Origin of the sequence: Pseudomonas saponiphila (assembly GCF_900105185.1) — a bacterium.
Taxonomy (GTDB): Bacteria; Pseudomonadota; Gammaproteobacteria; order Pseudomonadales; family Pseudomonadaceae; genus Aquipseudomonas; species Aquipseudomonas saponiphila.
Genome location: NZ_FNTJ01000001.1, coordinates 4,183,747 through 4,203,983, shown reverse-complemented (window position 1 = coordinate 4,203,983; position 20,237 = coordinate 4,183,747). Strand labels below are relative to the sequence as shown.

General features: G+C 56.4%; 27 protein-coding genes. 24 read left to right on the top strand and 3 right to left on the bottom strand.

Annotation, left to right across the window (positions count from 1 at the left end; genetic code table 11):
* Nucleotides 1-14: 14 nt before the first annotated feature.
* The 10 genes from BLV47_RS19640 (at nucleotide 15) to BLV47_RS19595 (ending at nucleotide 6,810) form a co-directional block, all read left to right on the top strand.
* Nucleotides 15-1,169 carry a major capsid protein gene (locus BLV47_RS19640; protein ID WP_092316338.1) on the top strand — a complete coding sequence of 385 codons (1,155 nt, stop codon included), beginning with the start codon at nucleotides 15-17 and terminating at the stop codon, nucleotides 1,167-1,169.
* 51 nt (nucleotides 1,170-1,220) lie between these two features.
* On the top strand, nucleotides 1,221-1,472 hold the full coding sequence (locus tag BLV47_RS19635) for a HeH/LEM domain-containing protein (protein WP_092316336.1): 252 nt from the start codon (nucleotides 1,221-1,223) through the stop codon (nucleotides 1,470-1,472).
* A gap of 18 nt (nucleotides 1,473-1,490) precedes the next feature.
* Nucleotides 1,491-1,883 (top strand): hypothetical protein, encoded by a 393-nt coding sequence (locus BLV47_RS19630; protein WP_092316334.1) that lies wholly within the window; start codon nucleotides 1,491-1,493, stop codon nucleotides 1,881-1,883.
* Nucleotide 1,884: 1 nt separating this feature from the next.
* Nucleotides 1,885-2,523 carry a hypothetical protein gene (locus tag BLV47_RS19625; RefSeq protein WP_092316332.1) on the top strand — a complete coding sequence of 213 codons (639 nt, stop codon included), beginning with the start codon at nucleotides 1,885-1,887 and terminating at the stop codon, nucleotides 2,521-2,523.
* Nucleotide 2,524: 1 nt separating this feature from the next.
* Nucleotides 2,525-3,346 (top strand): hypothetical protein, encoded by an 822-nt coding sequence (locus BLV47_RS19620; protein WP_092316330.1) that lies wholly within the window; start codon nucleotides 2,525-2,527, stop codon nucleotides 3,344-3,346.
* Between the two features lie 8 nt (nucleotides 3,347-3,354).
* Nucleotides 3,355-3,537: a hypothetical protein gene (locus BLV47_RS19615; RefSeq protein WP_047305139.1), complete on the top strand. Its 183-nt coding sequence runs from the start codon at nucleotides 3,355-3,357 to the stop codon at nucleotides 3,535-3,537.
* Between the two features lie 61 nt (nucleotides 3,538-3,598).
* Nucleotides 3,599-5,155 (top strand): phage tail protein, encoded by a 1,557-nt coding sequence (locus BLV47_RS19610; RefSeq protein WP_092316328.1) that lies wholly within the window; start codon nucleotides 3,599-3,601, stop codon nucleotides 5,153-5,155.
* 139 nt (nucleotides 5,156-5,294) lie between these two features.
* Nucleotides 5,295-5,639 (top strand): hypothetical protein, encoded by a 345-nt coding sequence (locus tag BLV47_RS19605; protein WP_244168918.1) that lies wholly within the window; start codon nucleotides 5,295-5,297, stop codon nucleotides 5,637-5,639.
* Nucleotides 5,640-5,731: 92 nt separating this feature from the next.
* A complete protein-coding gene (locus BLV47_RS19600; RefSeq protein WP_092316324.1) occupies nucleotides 5,732-6,139 on the top strand; it encodes a hypothetical protein in 408 nt (135 codons plus the stop codon).
* 185 nt (nucleotides 6,140-6,324) lie between these two features.
* Nucleotides 6,325-6,810, top strand: coding sequence for an HK97-gp10 family putative phage morphogenesis protein (locus BLV47_RS19595; RefSeq protein ID WP_092316322.1), 486 nt, complete (start codon nucleotides 6,325-6,327; stop codon nucleotides 6,808-6,810).
* Nucleotides 6,811-6,827: 17 nt separating this feature from the next.
* Here BLV47_RS19595 and BLV47_RS19590 read toward each other — a convergent pair whose 3' ends face one another.
* The gene (locus BLV47_RS19590) at nucleotides 6,828-7,193 is read right to left on the bottom strand and encodes an Arc family DNA-binding protein (RefSeq protein WP_092316320.1); all 366 of its coding nucleotides are present in this window, start codon (nucleotides 7,191-7,193) and stop codon (nucleotides 6,828-6,830) included.
* A 63-nt stretch (nucleotides 7,194-7,256) separates the two neighbouring features.
* Here BLV47_RS19590 and BLV47_RS19585 point away from each other — a divergent pair, with 63 nt between their 5' ends.
* Nucleotides 7,257-7,409, top strand: a complete 153-nt coding sequence (locus BLV47_RS19585) for an Arc family DNA-binding protein (protein ID WP_092316318.1) — start codon at nucleotides 7,257-7,259, stop codon at nucleotides 7,407-7,409.
* Nucleotides 7,396-8,352 (top strand): antA/AntB antirepressor family protein, encoded by a 957-nt coding sequence (locus BLV47_RS36575; RefSeq protein ID WP_244168917.1) that lies wholly within the window; start codon nucleotides 7,396-7,398, stop codon nucleotides 8,350-8,352. The genes BLV47_RS19585 and BLV47_RS36575 overlap by 14 nt, the downstream gene beginning before the upstream one ends.
* Before the next feature lie 38 nt (nucleotides 8,353-8,390).
* Here BLV47_RS36575 and BLV47_RS35615 read toward each other — a convergent pair whose 3' ends face one another.
* Both BLV47_RS35615 and BLV47_RS19570 read right to left on the bottom strand, forming a co-directional pair.
* Nucleotides 8,391-8,813: a hypothetical protein gene (locus tag BLV47_RS35615; RefSeq protein WP_143038297.1), complete on the bottom strand. Its 423-nt coding sequence runs from the start codon at nucleotides 8,811-8,813 to the stop codon at nucleotides 8,391-8,393.
* Nucleotides 8,814-8,817: 4 nt separating this feature from the next.
* A complete protein-coding gene (locus tag BLV47_RS19570; protein ID WP_092316316.1) occupies nucleotides 8,818-9,084 on the bottom strand; it encodes a hypothetical protein in 267 nt (88 codons plus the stop codon).
* A gap of 1 nt (nucleotide 9,085) precedes the next feature.
* Between BLV47_RS19570 and BLV47_RS19565 the strand changes: the two genes are divergently transcribed.
* Genes BLV47_RS19565 through BLV47_RS19520 form a run of 12 tightly spaced genes read left to right on the top strand, consistent with a single transcriptional unit; the run spans nucleotide 9,086 to nucleotide 19,973 of the window.
* Nucleotides 9,086-11,197 (top strand): phage tail tape measure protein, encoded by a 2,112-nt coding sequence (locus BLV47_RS19565; protein WP_092316314.1) that lies wholly within the window; start codon nucleotides 9,086-9,088, stop codon nucleotides 11,195-11,197.
* 3 nt (nucleotides 11,198-11,200) lie between these two features.
* Nucleotides 11,201-12,184: a LysM peptidoglycan-binding domain-containing protein gene (locus tag BLV47_RS19560; protein ID WP_092316312.1), complete on the top strand. Its 984-nt coding sequence runs from the start codon at nucleotides 11,201-11,203 to the stop codon at nucleotides 12,182-12,184.
* 1 nt (nucleotide 12,185) lies between these two features.
* Nucleotides 12,186-13,292: a phage late control D family protein gene (locus BLV47_RS19555; protein WP_244168916.1), complete on the top strand. Its 1,107-nt coding sequence runs from the start codon at nucleotides 12,186-12,188 to the stop codon at nucleotides 13,290-13,292.
* Nucleotides 13,289-13,897 carry a phage baseplate assembly protein V gene (locus BLV47_RS19550; protein WP_092316310.1) on the top strand — a complete coding sequence of 203 codons (609 nt, stop codon included), beginning with the start codon at nucleotides 13,289-13,291 and terminating at the stop codon, nucleotides 13,895-13,897. Before BLV47_RS19555 ends, BLV47_RS19550 begins: the two co-directional genes overlap by 4 nt.
* The gene (locus BLV47_RS19545) at nucleotides 13,894-14,259 is read left to right on the top strand and encodes a phage tail protein (protein WP_092316308.1); all 366 of its coding nucleotides are present in this window, start codon (nucleotides 13,894-13,896) and stop codon (nucleotides 14,257-14,259) included. Before BLV47_RS19550 ends, BLV47_RS19545 begins: the two co-directional genes overlap by 4 nt.
* 1 nt (nucleotide 14,260) lies before the next feature.
* Nucleotides 14,261-15,388 carry a baseplate J/gp47 family protein gene (locus tag BLV47_RS19540; RefSeq protein WP_092316306.1) on the top strand — a complete coding sequence of 376 codons (1,128 nt, stop codon included), beginning with the start codon at nucleotides 14,261-14,263 and terminating at the stop codon, nucleotides 15,386-15,388.
* Nucleotides 15,389-16,045 (top strand): hypothetical protein, encoded by a 657-nt coding sequence (locus BLV47_RS19535; RefSeq protein WP_092316304.1) that lies wholly within the window; start codon nucleotides 15,389-15,391, stop codon nucleotides 16,043-16,045. It begins immediately after the preceding gene.
* Between the two features lie 54 nt (nucleotides 16,046-16,099).
* On the top strand, nucleotides 16,100-18,151 hold the full coding sequence (locus BLV47_RS35610; protein ID WP_143038296.1) for a hypothetical protein: 2,052 nt from the start codon (nucleotides 16,100-16,102) through the stop codon (nucleotides 18,149-18,151).
* Complete coding sequence (locus BLV47_RS19530) at nucleotides 18,148-18,513, top strand: tail fiber assembly protein (RefSeq protein ID WP_092316302.1); 366 nt, start codon at nucleotides 18,148-18,150, stop codon at nucleotides 18,511-18,513. The genes BLV47_RS35610 and BLV47_RS19530 overlap by 4 nt, the downstream gene beginning before the upstream one ends.
* Nucleotides 18,510-18,827, top strand: coding sequence for a hypothetical protein (locus BLV47_RS35605; RefSeq protein ID WP_143038295.1), 318 nt, complete (start codon nucleotides 18,510-18,512; stop codon nucleotides 18,825-18,827). The genes BLV47_RS19530 and BLV47_RS35605 overlap by 4 nt, the downstream gene beginning before the upstream one ends.
* A gap of 19 nt (nucleotides 18,828-18,846) precedes the next feature.
* A complete protein-coding gene (locus BLV47_RS19525) occupies nucleotides 18,847-19,452 on the top strand; it encodes a glycoside hydrolase family 19 protein (RefSeq protein ID WP_208605281.1) in 606 nt (201 codons plus the stop codon).
* A gap of 32 nt (nucleotides 19,453-19,484) precedes the next feature.
* On the top strand, nucleotides 19,485-19,973 hold the full coding sequence (locus tag BLV47_RS19520; protein WP_425272180.1) for a DUF2514 family protein: 489 nt from the start codon (nucleotides 19,485-19,487) through the stop codon (nucleotides 19,971-19,973).
* The last annotated feature ends 264 nt before the right edge of the window (nucleotides 19,974-20,237 follow it).

Sequence of the window (20,237 nt, the reverse complement as noted above, 5' to 3'; positions counted from 1 at the left end):
CCCAGGAGTAATCCATGAGCAACACTCTCACCGGCCTCACAACCACGATCTACAACGCGCTGGACGTCGTCTCCCGCGAACTGGTGGGCTTCATCCCTGCCGTTTCTGCCGACATGACCTATGACCGCGCCGCCGTAGGTCAAACCGTCACCTCGCCTGTGGCGCCGGCCGCAAGCGCGACCGACATCACCCCCGCAGTGACTCCGCCAAACGACGGCGACCAAACCATTGGCTCCGTGTCGATGACCATTTCCAAGGCTCGCCGCGTGCCGGTGCGTTGGAACGGTGAAGAGAAACGCGGTTTGGACAACAACGGCGCCTCGTACAACGTGATCCTGCGCGACCAGCTCGCCCAGGGTATGCGTGCGCTGGTGAACGAAGTCGAATCCGACATCGCCAACCTGTGCCTGAAGTCGTCCCGCGCCTACGGCACCCCTGGCACCGTCCCGTTCGCCACCAACCTGGCAGAAGCCGCGCAGATGCGCAAAATCCTGTCGGACAACGGCGCGCCGACGAGCGACCTGCAGATGGTGCTGGACACCACCGCCGGCGCCAGCATGCGCACTCTGGGTCAACTGACCAAAGCGAACGAAGCGGCTGATACCAGCATGCTGCGCCGCGGTGTGCTGCTGGACGTTCACGGCTTTGCCATCCGCGAGTCGGCGCAGGTCAAAACCGTTGTGGCCGGCACCGGCGCGAGTGCGACTACCAACACCGCAGGCTACGCAGTCGGCGCTACCAGCATCGGCCTGGCTTCGGCCGGTACCGGCACCGTACTGGCGGGTGACGTGATCACTTTCGCCGGCGATACCAACAAGTACGTCGTACTGACCGGTGACACTGACGTCTCGAACGGCGGCACCATCGTGCTGGCTGCTCCTGGCCTGCGCAAGGCGATCGGTACTTCCGCTACCGCTATCACCGTGATTGCCGCGACCACCCGCAACATGGCGTTCGCTCGCTCGGCACTGGCTGTTGCCACCCGCGCTCCGGCCCTGCCAGAAGGCGGCGACAGCGCTTCCGACCGGATGATCATCACCGACCCTATCAGCGGCCTGTCGTTCGAGATCTCGCTGTACAAGCAATACCGCCAGATCCAGTACGAAATCGCGCTGGCCTGGGGTGTTGCGATGGTCAAACCAGAACACACCGCGCTGCTGCTGGCGTAATGACTGCGCCCGTGTCTTAGGTCACGGGCGCATCAAATCCTGGAGAAATGCATGAGCGATAAAGTGATCAAAGTCGATCCGTGGGGCGAAGGGCAGGGCGATTTCGTCCTGATCGATGCCGACAGCTTCGACGAAAACTTCCATACCCGCTACGACGATGGATCCGACCAGGGTGGGCCGAAGGAAGGAACCGCAGCTTTCCTGCGGGCCAAGCTTGATGAGCTTGGCGTTCCTTACAAGGCAGGTGCCTCCAAGGCCGATCTGCAATCCCTGTTCGACCAGAACAAGCCGGCCAGCGAATAACCCAAGAAGGTGCCACCCATGCTTACTGACCAGCAAAAATCGGACGCTCGGCGTTACGCCGGGTATCCGATGCAGGGCGACGTGACGCTCGATGATCGGCGTGATACGGCCTGGGGCTGGGTGGCGCCGCTGATCTGGCAGACGCTGAACCATCGCTTGAACAGCCTGCGGCCGGAGGAAGAGGTCACTATGACCAACTTCCTGACCAAGATCGCTGGCCTCGAAACTGACGTGCTTTCTTCAACCGAGAACCTGGACACCGCACAAGCGGCTGTATGGGTGCACAACAAGGACGAGGTGACGGACCGGATGAGGCTGTATCGGCTCTGGCGCCGCGAGCTGTGCGGTTTCCTTGGAGTTCCTCCCGGGCCATCCCTGGGAAGTGGCGGGATCAGCTTGGCCAGGGGGTGATATGGACGGCTTTAAGCTGCGCGACAAGATCTACATCGGCTATGGCAAGGCAGCCAAGCGAATCGGTTTCGACTACCAGCAATTCCGCGCTACGAGCGCCAATAACCCGCTGTCGTCAACCGCCTTGCAGACGCTGCCGGCGTCGTTCACCACGAACTTCAGCTACTCGGCGCCAAACAAGTACGGCCAAGCAACGTGGCTTGGACTGTTTGATGCTCGCACTTTCGAAGTCGGCGACTTCCTCGTCGGGCGCCAGGGCACGTTCTTCATCGCAGCGATGCAGGACACGCTGCCGATTTACTGTGTTCAGGCCAATCGTACTGTTTCGGTTTCACGCACCGGAATGGATTCTGGCTATGGCGCAGTTGGCTACGGCGGGGCGACTCCAGAAAACGAGGAGGTCCTGATGCAAGGATGGCCTGCCAGCATCTTGCAGGGCACCAAGGGTGAGTCAAACGACGCAAAACTGCCGCTGGATGTCAGAACCCCGTGGTGGTTGATCCTTATGCCAGCATGGCCTGGGGTTGAGTTCAGGACTAGCGACTTCATCCGAGATGATCTCGGTCGGAAATACGTGATTTCAAGCGCTGAGCTGACCGACATGGGCTGGCGCCTCACTGCCATGCAGGCGCAGGTGTGATATGGCCGACCTTTCCGATGTTCTCAACCAGTTGACCGCACAGGTCGCGGCGATTGTGTACCCAAACGGGACCAGTCAGCCGAGCGTGTGCGGGATTCAGGTCAAGATTTACCCGGGCTGGCCCGTTCCGAACGTTCTTGAGAGTGATTTGACGGCTGGAAGGGCTCACATCAGCCTCTATCCACTTGCTACTGAGCGAAAAACCACTCGTTTCATCGGGCGGGATTGGACGCTTCTTGTTGCTCCGACGCACTCCGTCACAATGACGGTTTCAGGGGCAACGGTCACGCTCTCAGGCACGATCAGCCGGCAAAACCTGCTGATCAACGTGAACGGGGCCAGCTATGTCTATGCCATGCAGCCATCAGACACGCTTACAAGCGCTGCGACAGGGCTTTCCGCTCTGATCCCTGGCTCATCCAGCGCCGGGGCAGTCATCACGATCTCAGGCTCCCACAGCGTCATTGCGCGCGTCGGCGGTTTCGGCACCGCGATCAAGGAAACGAAACGCCAGGAGAAGCAGTTCCAGATCACCGTCTGGGCACCAACGCCAAGTTCCCGGGACGCGGCCTCATCGCCGATCGATTCGCGCCTCTCTGATGCGACCGACATAGCGTTGCCGGATGGTTCGCACGGGATCATCCGCTATTCGCACTCTATCCAAACGGATGCGCAGGAGAAGTCTGGGCTGTACCGCCGCGACCTGATCTACACCGTGGATTACGCGACGACCCAGACCCAGCAACAGGCGGAAGCGATTGCGCCGGTACTGAACATCACCAACGCCCTAAGCGGGCTTCCTGAAACAACTGTGAACCCTTGAGGCCCGACATGGACTCCGATACTGCAGACACCAAAGCGCCGGCCTCGAAGGCAAAAGCGCCATACACCCTCACCGTGAAATTCGCATTCGCCGATTATCAGGTTGGCCAAGTCCTCACCGACCCGGACGAGGTTGCCGCGGTCCTGGCCGGCGAGAGCGCCGGGAATGTCCTGAAAGTCGCCAACGCCTAACAAGCGAAACCCACACACAAGAAGCCGCCCACTGAGGCGGCTTTTTCATTAGGAGGACGCCATGCCCATTTACCCGGCAGGCAGCTTGAACACGGCGGCACTTCAGGCCCCAGATCTCTACATCCAGATCGTTCCGCCAAAGACCCGCTACATCAACGGTGTGGCCACCGATATCCTGGGCCTCGTCGGCATCGCCGATTGGGGGCCGGTGAACAGCCCAACCTTGATCGGCTCCCCTGGCGATGCATCGCAGAACTTCGGCATTCAGACCGTGCGCAAGTACGATCTTTGCACCGCGATTGCCATCTCCATTCAAGGCGGAGCCTCAAACATCCGCGCCGTGCGCGTTACCGACGGTACTGATACCGCCGCCACAAGCACCCTGAAGGACACCGCCACAGCCACCGGCGCCACTTTGACGGCGTTTTACACCGGCACCTTGGGCAATTCACTGAGCGCCACTCTATCGGCCGGCGCCGCGGCTTCAAGCTGGAAGTTGGTTGTTTCCCTGCCTGGCGTAGCTCCGGAAGTCTTCGACAACATCACGGGCACCGGCTTGGGGTTGTGGCAAAACATCGTCAGCGCGGTGAACAACGGACAGTCGGGCATTCGCGGGCCTTCTCAGCTTGTGATTGCGACTGTCGGCGCCTCAAGTACCGCGCCCGCCACAACCCAGACCGTCACCTTTACCTCGGGTACCTCGGGCAATGCCACGCTGACTGACGCTGTACTGATCGGTGTCGACGGCGTCACCGGTTCCACTCGCAAAGGCATGTACGCCCTGCGTGGTAGCGGTGCCCAGGTCGCCAACCTGATCGATCTGACCGATTCGACTCAGTGGCCAACCATGCTGACCTACGGCCTGTCTGAAGGCTGCTACATGGTCACCCAGGGGCCGGCCGGCGCGTCCTACGCCACCGTTTCCACCAGCCTGACCACCGCCGGCTGTGACAGCTACGCGCTTAAGGTGATGGTTGGCGACTGGGTGTACTGGCAGGATCAAGTCAATGGTCAGAAACGCATGATAGCGCCGGCGACTTTTTCGGCCGCCAAAATCGCCGCACTTTCGCCAAACCAGAGCCCGCTTAACAAGCCGATCACCAACGCGATCTCGACTCAGCGCAACCTATCGCAGCAGCCGTACAGCATCGCCGAGATCGGCGCCATCAACACCGCGCGCCTGGACGTGATCACCAATCCTTGCCCGGGCGGCAGCTACTACGGCCACCGTTCCGGCCTGAACTGCTCCAGCAACTCCGCGGTGAACGGCGACAACTACACACGGATGACGAACTTCATCTCTCTGACCATCGCGGCCTCCTTCGGCGGCGTTATTGGCCAACTGCAGACCCCAGATGTGCGTCGGACTACCAAGTCGACCATGGAAAGCTTCCTGCAGGTCCTGGTGCAGCAAGGAATGATTGGCGACGTCAACGGTGGCCCTGCGTTCTCCGTGCAGATCGACGCCAGCAACAACCCCGACTCCCGCGTAGCCCTGGGCTACATGCAGGCCGACGTGCAGGTCAAGTACCTGTCTGTGATCCGCTACTTCCTCGTAAACCTGGAAGCCGGGCAGTCCGTCACCGTCGTTGCTTCCGCAACCCCCCGCGCCGCCTAAGCGCTAAGCCACACATCCAGCCCGGCCTAGAGCCGGGTTTTTCATTTTGGAGATCGCCATGCAAGGTGGATACAACACGGGGAAGGATATCGCGATCGATATCAACGGACCCTATGGCCCGATCAGGCTGAGCAAGATCATGTCCTTCGACTCAAAGCCGAAGGTCACCAACCAGGAAATCACGCCGCTCAACGGTCAGACCGATGAGCTGATGATCCCCAAGGGCTGGACCGGTACTTTCGAGGCCGAGCGAGTTGACTCGACGCTGGACGATTGGTGGGCGCAGTTCGAAAGCGACTACTACAACGGCGTCAACCAGAGCCCGGCGACCATCACCGAAACCATTCAGGAAGTCGGCGGGGGCACCACTACCTGGCGCTACACGCACGTCATTCTGAAGCTGGAAGACGCCGGCAAGAAGGAAGGCGACAAGACCATTCGCCAGTCCATGTCCTTCACCGCGCGCCGACGTATCAAGGTTTAACCGTTTTGCATGGCAGCCCCGCAAGCAGGGCGCGGGACTCGTCACCCCGCACGCCATGCTCCTTGACGACTCTCTGACCCGAGGATTTATCCATGGCCACAGTAAAAGTTACCGAATCCGCAGCTCCGATCCACGTTGATCAAAAGCCCAAGTTCACTTCGCTCCACGACAGCCTTGGCCGAGTCATCAAGCTTCGCACCCTTGACCCATTGCAAAAGGCAAGGGTAGTGATGGCTGTAGGTGGGGAGCTTGCGGCAAACAGCGTTTACATGGGGGCTTTTGCGCTTCCAGCTGCATCCGTTGTTTACATCGATGATGTCGGATTCGGCCTGCCGCAAACCCTTAGCCAGATCGAGTCGATGCTTTCTGAGCTTGGCGCTGAAGGGATGGATGCGATTGAGAAATACATGCTTGCTGAACATGAAGCCGCAAAAGCCAAGGCCGACGCCGCGTCAGCCGCAAGTGCGCTCAGCGCTGAGCAGGCCGCCGCAAAAAACTGACTGAGGACCTCGATTTTCGCAGCCGATGCTGGTTGGTGAAGAACGGGGTTCCTTTTGACAGGGTTTTTGGGTGTGACTTGCTATCCGACTATGAGCGGATGGCCTTTTCAATCATGTTTTCTGAATTTGAAGGGGCCGGTACTTTCAACTGGCACAGCATGCAGTTCGACAAGAAGGAGTGAGCCATGGAGTTCAACAGCATGGGCGCCCTGGCCCTTCATCTTGCAGCCGCTGCCGCCGCAGAGGTGGCATGCCTTGAGCGCGGCCTGGAAGCGTGCGCCAAGCGCATCGAGGAAACCGCAAAGGCTGAGATTGGCCACTACCAGCAAGGGATTGGACCGTTTCCAGAATGGAATGAGCTTGCGGAGTCAACCGAGGCCGAGAAAGCCCGTAAGGGCTATCGCGCGGACGCCCCGCTCGAGGCATCTGGTCAGATGCGTGACTCGATCAGCCATGTCCGCCATGGCCTTGAGGCGGTGATCGGCGCCACCGATCCCAAGATGGTCTATCACGAATTCGGCACGCAGCGCATTCCGCCGCGGCCGGTGATGGGGCCAGCGGTTCTGCGCAACAAGGAATTCATCCGCCGCACCATCGGTGCGGCGGCAGTAGAGGGTTTGGTCGGCGGTCGGCTGATTCATGAGGCGCTTGGGTACGGCTCGCTGCTGTGAGGCGTTTAGCTGAACCGCTATTTCTTATCCCGAGGCCTACGAGATTTCGGTCCAGTATTGGGCTTTGGCTTGGCGTTGTCAGGAGGCGTTTCGATCTGGCTGCTCAAGGCATGCGTTATAGCTTGACCGATCACTTCCCATAGTTCTGCTCGGGTGACCGGTTTATCGCCATCCAGCGCTTCGGATCCAGCCAACAAAAGCTGCTTGTTCACCCCAAAAACAGACTTCGCCGCACTGCTTCTGTCCTGGCTGGCGAAGCTTTCTTCAACGCGAGCTACCAGCTCGGCGTTAACCGATCTGCGATTCCCGTCTGCCGCTGCTTTGAGCTGCTCGTACAGTGGGTAAGGGAGGCGGAACTGTGATCTGTAAATTTCGTCTGTCATGTCACTATGTTGACACTACCTTGGTCGGCTCGTATAGTGACACAGAGTCACTAAGGAGGCACTATGCAGTCACTCGCGCGCACCCAGGTACGCTTCCCATGCGAACTAATGGACTGGCTGAAGAAGCAAGCAAAGGATCAGGGCCGCTCAATGAATGCTCAACTAGTTGAGATCATCAAGCAGGCAAAGGGGGAAGTGATGAATGAACAGAAATGAAAAAGCCCCAAGCGTTGCAGCGCTTAGGGCTTTGGGAAACGAGATCAACTTCGGAGAAGAAATCGTCATGTCGAATAATAGCACAGCGGCACCTGATGTCATCGAGCTTATTCCTGTCTTCTCTGGATCAATCCATGGCGAGCAAGCCCAACTGGTTGATGCTCGAGAGCTGCATCGCTTCCTTGAGGTGGACACGCACTTCAAGGACTGGATCGCTCGACGCATTGCCGAGTATGGGTTTCAAGAGGGCGAAGACTTTTGCTCAACTTTGAGCAAAAGCACTGGGGGCCGTCGAAGCAGGGAATATCGCATCACCTTGGACATGGGCAAGGAGCTTGCCATGGTTGAGCGAAATGAAAAGGGCAAGCAGGCTCGCCGCTATTTCATTGAGTGCGAAAAGCGGCTGAGCCAGATTGCTCCAGAAGATGCCCGCACCATCATGGGTGAAACTATCGGCACTGACGGCTTCCACATGCTCGGTGCTGTGGTCAAGGGCAAAGTGTCTTCTCTGCCTGCAGCGGTGCAGCGCCGTGCAACCATGAAAATCTGGTCGCAGACCCATGCTGCGTTTGGCGTTCGATCGGCGGCGGACATTCCAGCGGATCAACTCGACGCGGCGCGCAACTTCATCGCAGCGTATGTCGTTCTGGAAGGCGAGTACATCCAGGCTGCTCCTAAGGACGGAATTACCCTGGATAAATATGAAGCAAGCCACCTCTACGGCCTGATGTCATATTTTTCTGCAATGTCTCGGCATCGAGAACATATGTTTTCCGCTGCGCAGTTGCTTGATTCGAAAACCCTGATGCTGTTCTTTGACATGCTGAATGAAGGCCGTGGAGCCTTTGCAAGCCTGGATAAGCGCCGCGACGAGCTGTACCAGAACTATCGCAGCCTTGGATTGACTGGTGGTTATGCGATGGGAATGCATTCTGCTGCATAAGCATGTTTGAATAAACAAGCCCCTTTAAGGGGCTTGTTTTATTTGAGGCCGACTACTATTGGAGGGATATCGCCTTTCTCCAAAACTATGTACCTGCCATGCTCTCCAACTTTTGACGTAAATCTGACTTTGCCTGAGTTTTGCAGCGTCGCAGAGGAATTGAACTTGGTCTCTATATTCATGTTGAATGAGCATTCAACAGCCTCGGTTTCCTTGTCGATTTTCTCTAGGGAGTAGTCAGATGTTTTCATGTTTACATCGATCGATCCGAAGTAAATATTTATCTTCTTAAATTCGAAGAAGTTTTTTATTCTTGATTCTATGTCTTTTGATTGAGAGGAAACTAAAGCTGATACAGAATCTTTTGTCTCCTGCTTCCAGCAAATTTCCTTGTCTACCTTTGAGCAGCCACTAAGTACAAGCGCGATTGTTAGCGCAGTTGCTGGCAGTGCTTTTTGCATGTGATCACCCGAAAATAACTGAATAAACAACAAGCAGGAAAGCCAGTAAGGCTCCTCCAGCAAAAATCATTAGCACGCTGCTGAAAGTGAATAGCAGTAACGCGTCCTGGATTCCGATTCCTGGTCCTTTTTTCTTCTGTGGCCGCCTCGGCGGGATCTCCTCTGCATCAAGCCCATACATAGAGCCGACATCCTGGATTCGGCCATCTTTCCACTGATACGTGCGATGAGTGCGTGCCATGTGATCAACCGCCACAAGAAGGAAGCTCATTATGGCATTTGAGGCTTATTCCGTCGCCGTCAAGCTGTCGCTGATCAACCATGTCAGCGCCGGCCTTGCCCTAATTTCGCGGGGACTGCATACCGCAGGGCAGGATGCTGATCGCCTCAACCGGCAATTGGCATCCATCGGCCGCCAAGGCGCGATAGGCGGCGCGATGTTCGCCGGAGGCCTTGGTATCGCGGCGATGTTTAAGGCCCCCCTGGACGAGGCCAAGAAGTTTCAGACGGAGATGGCCAAGCTCTCCTTGTATGGGATGTCTGACGCTGTTAACGCTGAGTCTGAACGCTTCGTTAAAGGGATGAACTCTATAGGCACTAGCATCACCACGAACATGAAACTTTTTACCGAGGCGCAAGGCGTCTTTCGTGAAAGTGGTCTTCCAGGTATGGAGGCGCTGGAAGGGGCAAAGATTGCTGCCCCTGTTTTGTCGAAGATTGCTTATGCAACATCTGGCCTGAGCGAGGAATCGCAGGCAGTTATGAAAACCAGCAGCATGGCCATGATGCGTTACATTGAGGACTCGGGCGGCCTGAAATCGGCCAAGCGCTTCAATGAGCTGGCGGATGCTGGGTGGAAGATGACGCAAACCTCTGGCGGCTCGGTTAACTGGGAGCAGTTGCGCCAATTCAAAGCGCGCGGCGGTATCGCTGCGATGAATATGAGTGATGATGCGGTCGCCATGATGGAGCCAATCATCACTATGCTCAAAGGGCAGACAGCTGGCTTCTCGCTTAGAACGGCCTATAACAGACTCAATGGCATCGTAAAAATCCCTAACCAGGTAGCACATGAGCTTGTCGCCAACGGAATTTGGGATGAGAAAAGAGTAATTTGGAACAAGCAGGGGGGAATTAAAGCGTTCAAAGGTAATCCTCTTATTGGCGCTGAAATGTTCAGCCAGAACCCGACAGAGTTCTACGAAAAGATCATCATGCCGATGCATAAACGCATGGGGATTACTTCGGATTCGGCTATTGGTCAGTCTAACGCTATGCTTTTTGGCTCGACTGGCGGTGCGATGTTTACGCTGATCGACAAAAACATAGAGAAGCTACATCACTCGCTTGAGGCTCAGCATAAAGCGCTTGGCATTGATGCCTCAGTAGCAGTAACAGACAAGACACTTGCCGGCAAAGAAGTTCAACTTGCGGCAAAGTGGAAGGATCTGATGTTGATGCTTGGCGATCAAGTTTTGCCGCTTGCGATAACTGCCGTTACTAAGCTGAATAACGTCATTATTGATCTCACTAAGTGGATGGGTGAAAACCCAGGCAAAGTAAAAGCATTCACCTATGCGTTGCTCGGCCTGTCAGCATTCCTCATCGGGGGTGGCTTGATCAATATGGTCATTGCTGCCGGCCGCGGGTTCTTGCTGCTTGGGCAGGCGATAGCATTTCTCGGCGGTCCGCTGGTTCCGATCATGGCCAGATTCGGTACGTACCTGGTCATGTTCGTGATCGACTCCTTCAAGGCTGTTGGGATGTTCCTGACCTCGGGCTTTCTGCGCGGAATGGTGATGGCCTTCCTATCGCCGTTGAAACTCCTGGGGCAAGGGATCTTCTTTCTTGGCCGGGCGCTGCTGATGAACCCTATTGGCCTTGCCATAACGGCCATTGCGGTCGCTGCTTTCCTCCTCTGGAACAACTGGAAGGAGGTGAGCGGGGCGCTGACGCTGATGTGGGGCGATCTGAAAGCTGGCTTCATCAAGCTGTTCAACGGGGATATCGGCGGGGCCTTCAAGTCATTTGCGCTGATCTTCCTGACCGGCTGGCAGACGATCTTTAACACGCTGATCGCCGGCGCCAACCTGATCCTTCCGGCATCAATGCAGCTGACAAAGACGACCTTCGCAGATGACTTCAGGGGTAGTAATGCCCCGAAACAACCGTGGTCGCCGTTGGTTGCGCCGGTTCCAGGAAAGGCTGATACCAGTAAGGAGCAGCCGATCAACCTGTACATCGACGGCAAGAAGGTCAGCGATGTTGTCATCCAGCGCATGACCAAAGAGGCCGCCAAGCCACAGACCGGCACCCAGGGCTTTGACCCTACTCGCAGCATGCTGATGCCAGGAACACCAAGCACCGCCTACCCAAGGGGATAACCGATGAGCTTTACAAGCTTCCTGGACAACTTCGCTCCGGGCGGGGATCCGTTTGCCACTCGATTGATTGTTGGCGATTTCGAGTTCAGCGGTCTTGAGGTCCCTGAGTCGGTGACGATTGGGGCGAAACAGCAGGCTGTCGTGCACAAGCTGGTAGGCGGCAAGCGGATCGTCGACGTCATGGGCATCGACTACGACAACATGTCGTGGTCTGGGTGGTTCACTGGCGCCACGGCCGGCGACCGGGTCACTGAGCTGGAAACGCTCCGTGATCTTGGTCTGCCGTTGGCCTTCAACATGGACGGCTATTACTTCAGCGTCCTGATCCAGAACTTCAACGCGCGCTTTGAGCATGTCTATCGCCGCTATTACAGCATCGAGCTACTGCTCATTGAGCGCTTGGATGCGCCAGTCACTGAAAACGCGCTGGCTGGCGCCCTGGACGCGCTGATCAACAGCGATATCGGCGAATCGCTTGGCCTGGCTGACATCATCAATGTGGATTCGGTGACTAGCGCCATCAACACCGTTAAGGATGCGGTGGCGCAGGTCCAGGGCTTCGCCAACGCCACGATCGAGACGATTCAGACAGTGATCCGCCCGATTGTGGCGGCCCAGCAGATCATCCAGTCGGTAATCGCTCAGGTTGGCGCGTCGATAAACGACATCACCACCCTGGGAGGCCTGATTCCAGGCAATCCAGTCGCCCGGGCGGCGCACAACGTGCTGCGCCAGGCCGGCGCGCTGACCCAACTGGCGCCGCTCTATCAGATGCAAAGCGTGCTTGAGCGAGTGCAGAAGAACGTCCTGGCCGGCCCGCTGGCAAACGGCACATCCAGTGTCACCACCAGCAACTCCAGCCTGCAGAAGATCGCAGCTGACAGCTATGGCGACCAGTCCAGATGGACACAGATTGCCGCGGCCAACAGCATCGTTGACCCGCGCCTTGATGGCATCCAGACGATAAAAATTCCGATAGGTGAATAGCTTGGACCTGAACACTGAAGCGACCGATCAGAAGGTCAGGCAGATTGCTTCCCGGCTTTCGCTGAACGGGGTAGAGGTCCCGTTCTTCTCCTGCGAGATCAATAGCAACGCGTTCTACTCTGCCGACACCTTTTCCGTTGTGTTCGCCATGTCAGCGATGCCTGACCCCTACAACGGCATCAAGTGGTGGGCTGATCAGAAATCGATTGAGGTTTCGATATCGATCGGCTTGATCGACCAGAACATTGAAGACTGGCGGACGCTGATCGTTGGCACCGTCGACCGGCTAAGTGTGCGCCTGGCGAAGTTTGAGGTAAGCATCGAGGGGCGCGACTACACCAGCAAGTTCATCGACAGGAAGACCAACGAGAAATTCACCAACATGACCACTAGCCAAGTGGCCACGCTGTTGGCGAATCGCCGCGGCCTCACGCCAGTCGTGACTGCCACAAAGACCCAGGTCGGAGGCATCACAAAGTGGGACCACGCGCACGTTACTGACGAGCGCACAGAGTGGGACCTGCTGGCCTACTTCGCCGGGCTGGACGGCTTCCAGGTGTATGTGACGGGCAATGAATTGCACTACGAGCCGGCGCTTGATCCGGCCGTGACCGACCAGTACCTGATCCGTTGGATCGACCCAGGAGTGCTGGCATATCCGCAGTCGAACACCTCAGATGACATCGTGTTTGAGCGCGACCTAACTCTGGCCCGCGGCGTGACAGTGCAAGTGATCTCCTACAAGGACGGAAAGACCTACAAGGCAACCTATCCCACGAATTCGGCAAGAGGTATTGCGCCAGGCCAATCAACCTCAAGGCGTCAGGTCTATGAGATCAAGCGCAACGGGCTGGACCAAAACCAAGCCCAGCAGCTCGCGCAGAAGATCCACAGGGAGATCACGGTGCACGAAATGCGCATGTCGTGCTCCATGCCCGGCGATAACTCGCTGATGCCCAACACCATTGTCCGCCAAGAAGGGACTGGCTCCGGGTTCGATCAGCTCTATTACGTTGATTCCGTGCGGCGCTCGCTGAGCTTTGAGAGCGGCTACACCATGAGCCTGACCGCCAAGAACCATAATCCCAATTCAATGGTGCAGCCATGAACATTGCCGACTTCGCCAATTCCATGCGTCAGCAAGGCAATAGCGACATGACAGGGCCGAGGACGGGGACCATCACCAGCTACGACAAGGTCAATGGCGTAGTGAAAGTGGCTATTCAGCCGGAGGGAAGAGAAACCAACTGGATCAAACTGGACAGCCCTGGTGTTGGTAATGGCTGGGGCGTACAGATTGGACCTCAGATTGGTGATGAGGTCACCGTTACCTTCGATTCGTCCGATCCGAACCTTGGAAAGGTCACCGCCCGACACACCAACAGCCTGAATCTTGCTCTTCCAGTCCCATCCGGAGAGGTCTGGCTAGTTCACTCCACTGGATCGCTTCTGAAGTTCAACACAGATGGCTCTGTGACGCTGCACACGGTCGGAGCACTTGGCGTGCACTCTGACGAATCAATCACCTACGACGCCCCTCAGCACGCGTTTACGGGTGGCCCAGTCAGCATGGACCACACCTTGACCGTCACTGACGGTACTGGCGTCGTTGTCAGTGGTGGTGATGTGAAAGCGGACACCATCAGCCTGAAAACGCACCGTACAAGTGGCGTGACGCCAGGCGCCGGAACATCTGGAGTGCCTGTGCCATGAAAGACCTGAATCACTATGTCGGGGACGACTTATCGTTGTCGCCGACAGGCAGCCTTTCGATTGTAGAGGGCGTCGAGCGGGGAAAGCAGCGAATCCTGCGACGACTGATTACCAATCCAGGCGACTACCTGTTCCATACAGAGTATGGCGCCGGCCTTGGCCGTTACGTGGGCGCGCTCACCAACATACCTGAAATCATCGCTCTGATTCGCGGCCAAATCCTGCTTGAGGATTGTGTTGCCAAAAAGCCAGCCCCTGTTATCTCGGTCTCGACTGACAACGAGACCCTTTCCGTGACTATCAGCTACACCGATGCGCCGCTTGGCGAGCCGGTGACGCTCTCGTTTGAGGTAAATCGCTGATATGGCATCGCTCAATATCAAGGACTTCACCACTCTGGTCCGGGACCAAGTTACAGCGATCCAAGGCCGAGCTGCCGGCCTGGTGGATTTCACTATTGGTTCACTGCTTCGCGCCATCGCCGAAAGCAACGCCAGCGTTTTGCAGTGGCTGCAGCAGTTAATTGTCACGCTGCTTGCCACCACCCGCGCCTCCACGTCGTCCGGGGCAGACCTGGACAGCTGGATGGCGGACTTTGGGTTTTACCGTTTGTCTGCCAGCTTTGCTACCGGCAGCGTCACGTTTTCCAGGTTTACACCAACAGTTCCTGCGTTGATTCCAGTTGGCGCCATTGTCGGCTCTACAGATGGCTCGCAGCAGTACGCTGTGACAACCGATACGACCAATCCTATGTATGACGCTGGTCTTGGCGGTTACCTGATTCCGGCTGGCACGGCGTCGGCTACGGTGCCGGTGACAGCAAGCACCGCAGGTGCAGCAGCAAATGCCCTGATCGGCACGGTTACGGTTATTGTTGGCAGCATCAGCGGCGTTGATACCGTCACCAACTCCGCAGTGTTTGCTGGCGGCGTAGATCAAGAGGAGGATGTGCCATTCCGTGCGCGCTTTGTGCTTTGGGTGCAGTCGCTGTCCAAGGGCACCAAGGCTGCAATCCAATATGCGCTGTCGTCCATGCAACAGGGTGTCAGCTATACCTTGACCGAGAATCAGGACTATAGCGGCAACCTACTGTACGGATATTTCTATGCGGTCGTGGATGACGGTAGCGGGGCGCCCCCTGGTTCATTTCTTGTAACTGCAGGTGCCGCCATTGAATCTGCCAGGGCATTCACCACTCGGTATGGGGTTTTCGGCCCAGTACTGGTGACCGCCAACGTAGGCATGACCATCACTACCGATTCCACCGTAGTGCACAGCGTGGTGGTGGCCCAGGTGGTGACCGCCATCCAGGCGTACATATCCAACCTGACGCTTGGTCAGATACTCCCATATACCCAGCTAGCAGCGGTGGCGTACGGCGTTACGCCGGCCATCACCAACGTGTCGGCCGTACTTTTGAATGGCAGTACCGCTGACTTGGCCGCAACCAACAAACAGGTCATCCGACCAGGCACAGTGACGGTGGCTTAAATGAGCGTTGGTGACCAAGGCGACATGTTCGAACGGCTGAAAAGCCTGCTTCCTTTCGGGTGGTTCGGTGACAACAACCCAATCCGCGATGCGCTGCTGTGGGGTTACGCGCAAGCACTTTCGTGGGGGTTCACCCTATACCTGTACGCGAAGGACCAGACGCGCATCAAGACTGCTACGGATGGCTGGCTCGACATCATTGGGCTGGACTTCTTCGGGAATGGGCTGATCCGGTACGCAAACCAGTCTGATACCAGTTATCGCAATCGAATCCTGATCAACATCTTCAGAGAGCGGGCAACCAGGCGCGGCATAGATCAGGTGCTATTTGATCTGACTGGGCGTCGCCCGCTGATCATTGAGCCCGCCAAGCCCGACGATTGCGGCTGTCTTGGGTTGACCCTAGGGCTTGGCGTAGCGGGCCCGCTCGGCTCAACCAGTTGCCCGTATCAAGCCTTTATCACAGCTTATCGTCCAACTGGCAACGGCGCGGCGAATTGGCCTGGTATTGCCACTAACTGGTTTGGCCTTTCGATGACAAGTGGCCTGCTGCCGGCATCCCAGCTTTTCCCAGAAGTCTCTGACGCAGACATCGTAGCCGCCATAGAGGCGACCAAGCCTTACGGTACGACGATTTGGTATCGCATTACCAATTGAAACCCACCACTCGAATCCAGGCCCGCCATGTGCGGGCTTTTTTATGGGGCACCCATGGACAGACAGATCGTATATCCAGGCCAAATCTTGCCTGAAACCACGCTTTTGCAAATGGCAAAAGACGCGATGATCGGAAACGCCAAGCTGGCTGCCGCAATGCTGGGTACCAGTACCATTGCGAACGGCTTTGCCGTTACCCCTACTGGGCCGGCTTCGCTGCAGATCGTCGTGGCGCCCGGCGAGATCTACAGCCTCACAAATATCGACTCATTGGCATTCTCCACACTGCCTGCTGACACCACGCACTCGATCCTGAAGCAAGGGATCTTGCTCGATGGTGTAACGCTGAGTTGCCCGGCGCCGACGACCACCGGCCAGTCAATCAACTACCTCGTCCAGGTGACGTACCAGGACCAAGACACAACACCCGTCTTGCTGCCGTACTACAACAGCGCAAATCCAGCACTGCCGTATAGTGGCATGGGCAACAACGGTCTAACCCAGAACACATCTCGCAAGGGCGTTGCGATCGTGCAGGTCAAGGCTGGCGCTTCGGCCGCCACCGGCAGTCAAACCACTCCAGCGCCTGATAGCGGCTATGTAGGCCTGTATGTGGCAACCGTTGCGTTCGGGCAGACCACCATCACTTCTGGCAATATCACTCAGTACTCTGGTGCGCCACTTCTCCCGTCTGGCGTGTTGCAGTCGATCCAGAGTGGAAACACTACCTATGCACTTGATATTGGGTCGATCAATACATACGCAGCGACCTTTTTCCCTGCGATCACGACCCTGCAGGACGGCTTGGTACTCCGATTCAAAGCGGCGAATGCAAATACTGGCGCGACGACATTCAGCCCAAACGGTATAGCTCCCGCTGCCATTGTGGGAGGCAACCATGCAGCTTTGCAGGGCGGAGAAATCGTCGCAAATAGCGTGGTATGGGTGCAATGGAATAGCTCAATAGGTGGCGGATCTTGGGTATTACTTGAGAGTAGTGGTGGCGGCCTGCAAGTTGCCCCTGCAACCAAAACTCAACATGCTATCAGTGCAGGTCAAATCCAGACACAGAGCGTCACAGCCTTCACAAGTGGAGGCGTATCCGCAACGCTCACGCTGACACCAGTACCTGCCATCACGAGTTATGTTGCAAACCAGCGTTTTCGCGTGAAGTTTGGCGTGGCTAGCACTGGCACGGATACCATGAACATATCCGGCCTTGGTGCCAAGACTATCAAGCAGTACGACTCAACTGGGGCCAAGGTAGCAGCGATATTTGCTGCAAACCAGTTGGCTGACATTGAATATGATGGCACCGACATTGTTTTGCTTGACCAGCTTCCAGCGCCAATAGTTGGAATTCAAGGATCTGTTAAGGGACTAACGGGTTCAGCTAGTGGCACAAGCAGCACTGCAAGTTTTGCTGCTGATGAAATATTTGTTGAAAACTCTTCAAGCTCGTATCAGGTTTTGAGATCGGTCAGTATCTCGCCAAATCTTAGCTCGTCAGGGGTTAATGGCCTGGATACGGGTGTGTCGGCGGTAAGCACTTGGTATAGCGTTTGGGTTATATGGAACGGCACTACAACGGCTGGGCTTTTCTCACTTAGCTCAACCTCTCCTACGATGCCTGCGGGTTATACGCATAAAGCCAGAGTCGGCTGGGTTCGCTCTGATGCGACACCAGCTAACAAATATCCGTTGTCCTTCGTTCAGAGCGGTCGCCGAGTAAACTATAAAGTTGCATCTGGATCTAATCTGACATCTCTACCCATGGTAATTTCAGGTGTTCAGGGCTCTCCAAACGTACCTACATGGGTTTCTGCGTCAATATTGGGCATTGTTCCGGTAACTTCTGGTGTTGGTTATTTTACTGCTCGCGTACAGAGCCCTGGTGGCAGTGTAATTGTCGCCCCAAGCAATCAGTATGGCTCTACAAGCGACGCGGTAAACCCACCAGTGCTAACAATTGGTGTTGCTGGTAGTTCTCCCGCAACAACTGGTATTTTTGGATTCAATTTAATATTTGAGTCCACAAATATTTATTATGGTTCAAGTGATGCAGCGGGCCAGGTGAGGATAACGGGGTGGGAGGATAACCTATGATTGGATATGCAGTAAGGAATGATGGGCAGGGGGCTAGGATGGTTGATGGTCCTAGCGCTATTTACGAAAGCGAGCACTATATGCCGCTTGGAGAAGAACTGCCACCAGAGCCAGTTCCTCTGCCACCTGCTATCGAGGAGGTAAAAGCACGAGCTATAGAAAAGCGCGATACTCTCTTATCTGTTGCAGCAAATCTAATGGCCCCATTGCAAGATGCAATAGATGAAAATTCTGCAACAACAGACGAGGTTAATCGTCTTAAGCTTTGGAAACAATATCGGATAACTCTTAATCGGATAGTTCAGCAAGAAGGATTTCCAAGCAACATAGACTGGCCATTGCCACCGCAGGAGGTAGCATGAGTTCATTCAAGTGTTTTGGTGTTGTCGGTACGTCCCAAGTTGGATGCACATATTATGAGGACGATTATGTACTTCCTGATGGCTCTGTTTGGGTAAGCGGATCGCCTCCCTCGACCGGCCCTGATCGGTTTGGTGAATATATTGTTCAGTCTGACGGAAGTTTTGTGTGGCATAAACTTCCAGACCCCCCTTTTAACGTTGTTTATCATGAGGGGAAACTAAAGAACTATGACACGATGGCCGAAATAAGCATTGAAACTCTTCCCGGGAATGTTGCTGCTCGACTCGCTGCGCTGGAAAACCCACAGCCTTGACTGATTTTCGGAGATAGTCATGCCAATCACTCAGCAGCAATTGCTGCAGATCCTCCCTCAAGCCCGCCAAGTCGCGGGCTTTTTTGTGCCTGCACTAAATGCGGCGATGTCACGCTTCAAGATCGACTCGCCCGTCCGTATGGCAGCGTTCATCGCCCAAGTCGGGCATGAGTCGGGGCAGTTGACACGCATGGTCGAAAACCTCAACTACAGCGCTCAGGGGCTATTGGCGACGTGGCCAAGTCGCTTTACTGCTCAAACAGCGGCAGCAGTGGCCAGGCAGCCCGAGAAGATCGCAAACATCGTGTACGCCGGCAGGATGGGCAACACGCTGCCGGGGGATGGCTGGAAGTACCGCGGGCGCGGCTTGATCCAACTGACCGGAGCGAACAACTACCGCGCTGCCGGCGCCGCCCTTGGGCTGGATCTGGTCAATCATCCTGAGTTGGTCGAGCAGCAGGAAACCGCCGCCTTGGTCGCAGGCTGGTTCTGGCAGTCAAATGGGCTGAATGAGCTGGCCGATGCTGGTCAGTTCGACAAGATCACTCGAGCAATCAATGGCGGCCTTAACGGCCAAGCGGATCGATTGGCACTGCGTGATGCTGCTGTAAAGGTGCTGGCATGAACGCTCTAGCGCTGAAGGTCGGCGGGATTGCCATGGCGGTGCTCCTCTTACTTGGTGTGGTGTTCGGCGCGCTGTACGGCTCCTATCACCACGGAATGTCGGTCAAGTATGAGGAATGGCAGTCACGGTGGAATGCCCGTGATGCCGGCGATAAACAGGCCTGGGCCCTCGCGGAAGTCGCGGAGCGCGAGAAAGAACAGGCCCGACAAACCTCAATAAACAAGGCGGTGCAAGATGGGCAACGAAAAATCGATCAAGCTGCAGCTGATGCTGTTACCGCTCGCGCTGCTGCTGGGAGCTTGCAGCGCACAGTCGACGATCTCGCCGGCCGTCTCTCAGCCCAAGGCCGCAGCAATTCCTGCACTGCCGCCGCAAGCCAGGCAGCAGCCCGCGCAGCAATGGTGCTTGCCGACCTGTTCAAGCGCGCTGACGAACGAGCGGGCCAGCTGGCAGCAGATGCTGATCAAAGCCGGAGCAGGGGAGTGACGTGTGAGCAGGCCTATGATGGCCTTGGCAAATAGGGGATTGGTGTTCGTTCGGCAGGACGCCGGGGGAGGGATGTATGGCGTGCGTGACTTTTGCGTGACTTTCTCACGCACTTGCAGACTTTCCTGAGCATTCGATTGCAGCGAGCGCAGAGGTTACAAGGCTTTTTCCGTGGCCCGCAGAGGGCACTGCGTGCATGGGGTGCTAGGGGTCGAGTGTTCGAATCACTCCGTCCCGACCATATTTTTCAACGACTTAGCCGCTTTCGAGCGGCTTTGTTGTTTCTGCCATTGTGACTT